The sequence below is a fragment of the Mixta mediterraneensis genome (assembly GCF_014946725.1).
GTDB classification, from domain to species: Bacteria; Pseudomonadota; Gammaproteobacteria; order Enterobacterales; family Enterobacteriaceae; genus Pantoea; species Pantoea mediterraneensis.
Genome location: NZ_JACFXY010000013.1, coordinates 101,468 through 107,591, shown reverse-complemented (window position 1 = coordinate 107,591; position 6,124 = coordinate 101,468). Strand labels below are relative to the sequence as shown.

Sequence of the window (6,124 nt, the reverse complement as noted above, 5' to 3'; positions counted from 1 at the left end):
GCTTTGTTGTAGGTGGGCCAGTTGGTGATTTTGAACTTTTGCTTTGCCACGGAACGGTCTGTGTTGTCGGGAGGATGCGTGATCTGATCCTTCAACTCAGCAAAAGTTCGATTTATTCAACAAAGCCAGAGGATAACTATCGCTCCAGCGTTTGTTACTGCTATGCCATTTGCGGGCAAACGTTCCAAACGTGTAGGTCCCGGACGTTTGTGCCTGCGCTTCTTTTTGCTCTGCCTTTGGATCTATCTTCTGCCCTAACAGCTTCTTCGCTTCGTCATGCTTAGCGCGGACTTCAGCCAGTTTGACTGAAGGCCAGGCGCCGAAAGCCAGACGATCTTCTTTTTTGTCAGCGGGACGGCGATATTTCATACATAAGTATTGGGAGCCTTTAGGCGTGACCTCAAGATACAGCCCGCCGCCATCAGCGATTTGATAGGTTTAGGTTTGGCTGTTTCGATCTGGCGGGCGTTGAGCTTCATTTTATGAGCACAATTTCTATCGGAGTGGAAATACCTCTAATTCTGCTCACCGATAACCGGATTATAACGGATATGCTCGGACGGATTTGAGCCAAAAAAAAGCCTTTCGGCTTTAATTTTAGAAACTTGCGGACTGTTATGGAAGTTATCGTATCTTTAAATGGTGCCGAAGGCCGGACTCGAACCGGCACGTATTTCTACGGTTGATTTTGAATCAACTGCGTCTACCGATTTCGCCACTTCGGCACAGAAGAGGATGCGGAAAACGTGGTGGATTATACCGTTACATGCGCAGCGCGCAACCCCCTTTCACCGGGTTATGCGCTAAGCGGTGAAAAAAACAGCGGAGCATATTGCCTGTCCCGTAAAAATAACAAGACCAGCCGTCGAGCTGGTCTTGTTCGATGTAACAAAATGAAATTTAAGCCACTCTGAGCCTACGCTCTGGTGTAAAGCTTATCACTTACAGTTTGCTTCCCAGTTTGTCTTTCGCCGCGCTGAGTTTATCTTCTGCCTTCTCAGTCAGCCCTGGTTTATGTTCACCGGTCTGAGAATTAAAGGCGTTACCGGTTGTATTCTCATCTTTCGCTGAGACTGCAGCCGCTGGGCTAGCTCCGGGGCTATTTACCGTATTGGCACCACCCGCAGGCGATAATGCTCGTTCGTGTGAGTCAGCCGTATTTTTGTCAATATCTACTTCCTGACGGCGAACAGAATCATTGATGGTTTCAGTACGATCGCTACCGTCAGTACGTACCACCACCTCTTCTTTTACATTAGCCGTTTTGTTAACGACAGGCTGCTCGTGCGATTCGGCGACTTCAACCGTTTTCTCTGACCAGTCAACATCACCGGTTAGCGCTGGTTCGTTTATTGAACGGCGGAAAATATCGGCATGTTGCTCATGCAGTGAAATATCTTCTGATACTTCATCCGTCACGGTATAACGTCGTACGCGTGTCGAACCTTCACTGACCAGACGTTTGCCCACTTCTATTTGCTCTTCAGCCAGACGCAGAATCTCTTCCTCAGATTCATCGCCCGTTAAAGAAGTACGCAATGGCTCACGACTACGATCATCGGTTTCACCCGCAAAATCACGTCCTGCCGTTGGGTTAACTGTCTGACCGACATTCTGCTGCGGCGTATCCGTTAGCGAGCTTTTTATGCGTGACGGCACATCCACTGAATCATGTGAATGAAGAATCGTCATTGCTTTAGCCAGCTCCTCTTCTTCAGCCTGTAGCGTTAACACTACGCCGCCAGTATCCATCGCTTTGGTATAAACATCCGCCTGATCTTCATCAACCGTATGTCCAAACAAACGCTGCCAAATGCTCGGATGTCGAATCGCTTTGCCTTCAGACTGCAGGCGTTCACCACTGATCAAACTAATATCCCGATCAGCAAAGCCTGCTTTCATGAGATTTCTTTTCGCGGCATCGGCCTGAGTTACAGAATCGAACAGTGTTACGATTTTTTCGTGTGCCATGATCATTCCTCTCTTGTGAGCTTTTCATTTACCGATCGTCTTCTTTCTCTATTTTGACCCGCTGTTTACGGCGTGTTACCACCTCCTGAAAAGGCGCGGTCTCCTGCACCTTTCGAATGTGGATCTCTTCCTTAAGCACCAGCTTTCTGACGATTTCAATCTCTTCTTCAACGACCGGCACAATAAGTACGCCATTCTCTTCCCTGATTTCTGGCATCGACTCAACGCGTTGCGCTTTAGCCACATGCTCAACTTCAACCGTTTCCTTATTGAGTAGCGTACTAACCATTTCGTCATGTTCAGTTGTGGAACGGGTTATGCGAACATGACCATCCACAACCTTCTGCTTAGTCACATCAACTTGCTCTTCAGCAAGCTTCAAAGTGATCTCGGCATCTTTATTGTGTTCCGGCTGTTCAGCCATATTCTCTCCCGTTTACCGTTTCAATAAATAAATATTCATCACTTCTTATGAATATTCACCGCAACGACCTGACATAGTTATTAAGCCTAGACAATAAATTTGAGTTAGAAAGTAAAAAGGATATTTTTTATTTAGAAGAGGAATAAAAAGGAATTTTTACAGTTTGATTAAACATATATAAAGCGCAGCGGTTACTCTCCGTTTCATATCCTAAGTTTTTGATAAATATTAGCATTAATCACAACCTATGTCATTGATAAATACTCATCCTCATTGCTTTATCTATTATAAACGCAGCGCGAAATTTACGTTTCCCAGGAATAAACCAGCCCACAGCCAACCAAAAAATGAAGAGATGTTTATTTATATTTCAGAGGTGACACACTTAATAAACTGCGCTACTCCAGTTGAATTGATTTAAATACACTTAATAAGCGTAGCGCTATTGCCTGAAATACCATCAGTTCTTTACAGATTAATCTCAAAAACATTTTTAGTCACAATTTGTTGGAACTTTTATTGTTCAGCTTTCTCTTAACAAGCCAGTAGTAGCAAAAATAATTAAATGTCTGAGGTTGATATGAAAAAAACACAAAATAGCGTTTGGGGATGGGGCTTAGCAGCACTTTTTGTGGCCGGTAGTGCATCGGCGGCAAGCTGGCAGGATCAACTGAGTAGCGCAGCATCGCAACTCAGCCAGCAAAACAGCAGTAATTCCACCAATACAAGTCAGAATAGCGGCCTGTCGCTTTCATCTATTACCGGGCTGCTGAATGGTGGCGATAAAGCGGTCAGCGCCAATAGTATGACCAATGCGGCGGGCGTGATGCAGTACTGTGTCGAACATAATGTAGTGAAAAATAATGTGCAGTCGGTGAAGGATCAGGTTCTCAGTAAGTTAGGGCTGAACACGTCAACGGCACAAGAGCAGAAAACAGATTATCAGCAAGGTGTGGCTGGGCTGTTGAATACTGGCAACGGCCAGCAGCTGAATCTGCAAAGCCTGAGCAACTCTACCATGGGCGAGAAGCTCAAGACTAAAGCTTGTGATGTGGTACTGAAGCAGGGTAAGAACTTTATTTCATAATCTCTGGGTGAGGCAGGCGTACCTGTGTACGCTTCCCTCACCTTTCAGGTAATCTGACCAACGGTCAGTGGCATAAAGCTTCCCGTTTGAGTCAGCAACAGGGCATGTCAGACGGTACGTTTGCAGGCATTCCGGCGTACTTCTGCAGGTCTGCCTGATCAATCCCGTGTATTCTGGAACAGATAACATCCTCTCAGCTGGCGATCTGCCTGCGCTGATGCTCCACCGGTTTGCCGACAAACGACTTACCCGTAATGGCGTTTCCGTTTAACTGACGCCCCGATAAAATCCGTTAAATTTATATGGGATAATGCACCATAACAGCCAGGTAACGAGCCTACTTAATCCGCTGCAAGATGGTGTATCACGTCCACCTCTGAATTGAGCTGTATATCCGGGTAATGCTCCTGCATACCGGTCAGCAGAACCGTATCTGGCCACGCTTCTGACTTACCGAGATAACGTGCCACGGAGAAGAGCGGCATGGTTTTTACCTCAGTCACCCGCACCACCAACGTATCAGAGGCGTTTTCCGCGTTCACATATCGCATCAGGCCGGGCACAATTTTGCGCTCACGCCAGCGGATAGTGTGTCGTTTTCTGCCGGAACGGACTTCAGGAAGCAGACGGGGAACGATCTCAAGGCTCTGCATAATTACTCTCCTGTAAATCTGGTATCAGCGGAATTTATCATAACATCAGGCAACGGACTGACTTATCGCGGGGAATATCAGGCTAGATAAACTGGCAACGCGGTGACAGACCGCTTACTATCCAACGCCTATGGAAATCAACCTCATCGGCTTTATGCCTGCACGACTACCTGTAGCGCTCTCGCCGGGAGCCAGCTTCAAGCTTGTCATGAGTAGCGCTCTGGCAGACGGACGTAAAGGGCTTTTCAGCACCCTGGCCGGCACAGCTCTGGGCATATATACACATGCGCTTTTTATCGGATTCGGTATAACCGCTGTCATTGTCTCGTCTCCCACCGTTTTTGGCAGCTTGAAAATGGCAGGAACGCTTTATCTCCTTTGGTTAGGTGTGATGCTTATCCGCAGCGGCCTGAAAACAAAGCGTATCGAACTTAACAGCAGCCTGTCTTCGGTTACGGTAAGCAAGGCGTGGCTGGCGAATGTTCTGAACCCTAAAGCCATCATGTTCTATCTGACGGTCATTCCACAGTTTGCTGGAAACCAGGGAGGCGTTAGCAATTATTTGACCCTGGCCTCTGTTCACGTAGCAGTGATGAGCCTCTGGCTTATCGCCATCAGTCATGCCCTGATTTTTTAGCCAAAAATATCGATCCACTGCGGCTGAAAAAATATGTCAACTGTGTGGGAGGGCTTCTGCTCATTATTTTTTCTCTGTTCAGCCTAATTGAGTCATTTTCTCCGTTGCTGTATCAGTTATAAATCTTCCCTGATACATCGCTCATCGATCCTTCGGTATAACGTTTACCTGAAGGAGAACATCCTAAGGATCAATCAAAAGAAAGGAATAATAATGATTAAACTGACTGGGCGTTTAGTATGCACAAATAGAGAAGAATCGGAAATTGTCCGTCATTACCTTCCAGAACATAAAAGGCTGACGCATGAAGAGGCCGGATGTATCTCTTTCGACGTAACAGAAACAGCAGATCCGTTGATCTGGCAGGTCGAAGAATGTTTCACGGATAAAGATGCCTTCGATACTCACCAAAAAAGAACGAAGGTTTCAGTTTGGGGTAAAGAAACCGGCGCGATTGCCAGAGAGTATAAAATATTCGACGTTGAGTAGCTGTTAGCAGTCAGGAACCTTCATAGCGGATTATGTATTTTATTTCGCTAATCTGACTGTCGATCATTTCCTTATAGTCGCACGCGCTATATCACTGCGGCGGGCGAGTGAATCGTGCGGACATCATGCAACGCAACCCGTCATTAACACCTGACGTTTCCTAACTGTCCATCCAGCGTTATAGTGAGTTTTTGAATCACACAGGACAGCACGTATGAAAGGCTTCAACATTGCGATTTACTTTGATCCCGATCTCATTAAAGCCTGCGTACATGATCCGGATGGCAGCTATTTCAACAAAAAATTCGAGTACGACGACGGCGTCATTGAAGAGATTTACCAGTGGCTCGATCAGTATGATCCGCACAAAACCCATATCTGCCTGATCGAAAATGAAACCGCAGAATTGCTCGCCGATGAGTTAGTCGACAGCGGCTACCATGTGCATCAAATCACTATGCATCAGTTACTGAGCTGGTTCGCTGCCGAGCCGCCCACAGCACCAGATGGCACACCGATGCGCGCCATGCTGCGTTTTCTTGAGGATGAACATCCACACGAATATCAGTCACGCACGCCACAGACCGAAGCGCTGATGGAGATGTTTGATGAGCTGGATGCGCTGGAAATGGCTGACGATGCGGATGATGAGGACAGCCTGCCCGACGCAATGTTGCGTATCATGAAGAAGCAAAAGGTCAGTGCTACCCGCGCTGCACAGCTTTTGATCCCCGACGTCAACGAACGCATCCGTGAACATTTGATGCAATATCCTGAATTAATGACCCCTGAGATCCTGCAAGACTTCTTCCCGGAACTGCTGGAAGCGCTGGAACGTCCGAAACATTAAACGCATCGCTTTG

General features: G+C 46.9%; 7 protein-coding genes, 1 tRNA gene and 2 pseudogenes. 4 read left to right on the top strand and 6 right to left on the bottom strand.

What is annotated here, in order from left to right; all coding sequences use genetic code 11:
• The 5 genes and pseudogenes from H2P46_RS23470 to H2P46_RS19180 form a co-directional block, all read right to left on the bottom strand.
• On the bottom strand, positions 1–95 hold a 95-nt coding region (locus tag H2P46_RS23470), incomplete at its 3' end, for a hypothetical protein (protein WP_238939003.1).
• 37 nt (positions 96–132) lie between these two features.
• A pseudogene (locus tag H2P46_RS19195) lies at positions 133–479 on the bottom strand (integrase arm-type DNA-binding domain-containing protein); the annotation flags it as partial.
• A gap of 161 nt (positions 480–640) precedes the next feature.
• A tRNA-Leu gene (locus tag H2P46_RS19190) sits at positions 641–725 on the bottom strand.
• Between the two features lie 217 nt (positions 726–942).
• A complete protein-coding gene (locus tag H2P46_RS19185) occupies positions 943–1,971 on the bottom strand; it encodes a YsnF/AvaK domain-containing protein (protein WP_193406449.1) in 1,029 nt (342 codons plus the stop codon).
• A 28-nt stretch (positions 1,972–1,999) separates the two neighbouring features.
• Complete coding sequence (locus H2P46_RS19180) at positions 2,000–2,395, bottom strand: DUF2382 domain-containing protein (RefSeq protein WP_193406448.1); 396 nt, start codon at positions 2,393–2,395, stop codon at positions 2,000–2,002.
• 580 nt (positions 2,396–2,975) lie between these two features.
• On the opposite strand from H2P46_RS19180, the gene H2P46_RS19175 reads away from it, so the two are divergent.
• Positions 2,976–3,482, top strand: coding sequence for a YjjA family protein (locus tag H2P46_RS19175; RefSeq protein ID WP_193406447.1), 507 nt, complete (start codon positions 2,976–2,978; stop codon positions 3,480–3,482).
• A gap of 341 nt (positions 3,483–3,823) precedes the next feature.
• Here H2P46_RS19175 and H2P46_RS19170 read toward each other — a convergent pair whose 3' ends face one another.
• Complete coding sequence (locus H2P46_RS19170; RefSeq protein ID WP_193406446.1) at positions 3,824–4,135, bottom strand: ASCH domain-containing protein; 312 nt, start codon at positions 4,133–4,135, stop codon at positions 3,824–3,826.
• A gap of 130 nt (positions 4,136–4,265) precedes the next feature.
• Here H2P46_RS19170 and H2P46_RS19165 point away from each other — a divergent pair.
• From H2P46_RS19165 to H2P46_RS19155, 3 genes and pseudogenes are all read left to right on the top strand, one after another.
• Positions 4,266–4,894 (top strand): annotated as a pseudogene (locus H2P46_RS19165) (LysE family translocator).
• Positions 4,895–4,985: 91 nt separating this feature from the next.
• On the top strand, positions 4,986–5,261 hold the full coding sequence (locus H2P46_RS19160) for a putative quinol monooxygenase (protein WP_193406445.1): 276 nt from the start codon (positions 4,986–4,988) through the stop codon (positions 5,259–5,261).
• A gap of 214 nt (positions 5,262–5,475) precedes the next feature.
• On the top strand, positions 5,476–6,111 hold the full coding sequence (locus H2P46_RS19155) for a hypothetical protein (RefSeq protein WP_193406444.1): 636 nt from the start codon (positions 5,476–5,478) through the stop codon (positions 6,109–6,111).
• The last annotated feature ends 13 nt before the right edge of the window (positions 6,112–6,124 follow it).

Excerpts from the sequence above, each read along its gene's own strand:
- H2P46_RS19185 (WP_193406449.1), bottom strand. The coding sequence starts at position 1,971 with ATGGCACACGAAAAAATCGTAACACTGTTCGATTCTGTAACTCAGGCC.
- H2P46_RS19180 (WP_193406448.1), bottom strand. The coding sequence starts at position 2,395 with ATGGCTGAACAGCCGGAACACAATAAAGATGCCGAGATCACTTTGAAG.
- H2P46_RS19175 (WP_193406447.1), top strand. The coding sequence starts at position 2,976 with ATGAAAAAAACACAAAATAGCGTTTGGGGATGGGGCTTAGCAGCACTT.
- H2P46_RS19170 (WP_193406446.1), bottom strand. The coding sequence starts at position 4,135 with ATGCAGAGCCTTGAGATCGTTCCCCGTCTGCTTCCTGAAGTCCGTTCC.
- H2P46_RS19160 (WP_193406445.1), top strand. The coding sequence starts at position 4,986 with ATGATTAAACTGACTGGGCGTTTAGTATGCACAAATAGAGAAGAATCG.
- H2P46_RS19155 (WP_193406444.1), top strand. The coding sequence starts at position 5,476 with ATGAAAGGCTTCAACATTGCGATTTACTTTGATCCCGATCTCATTAAA.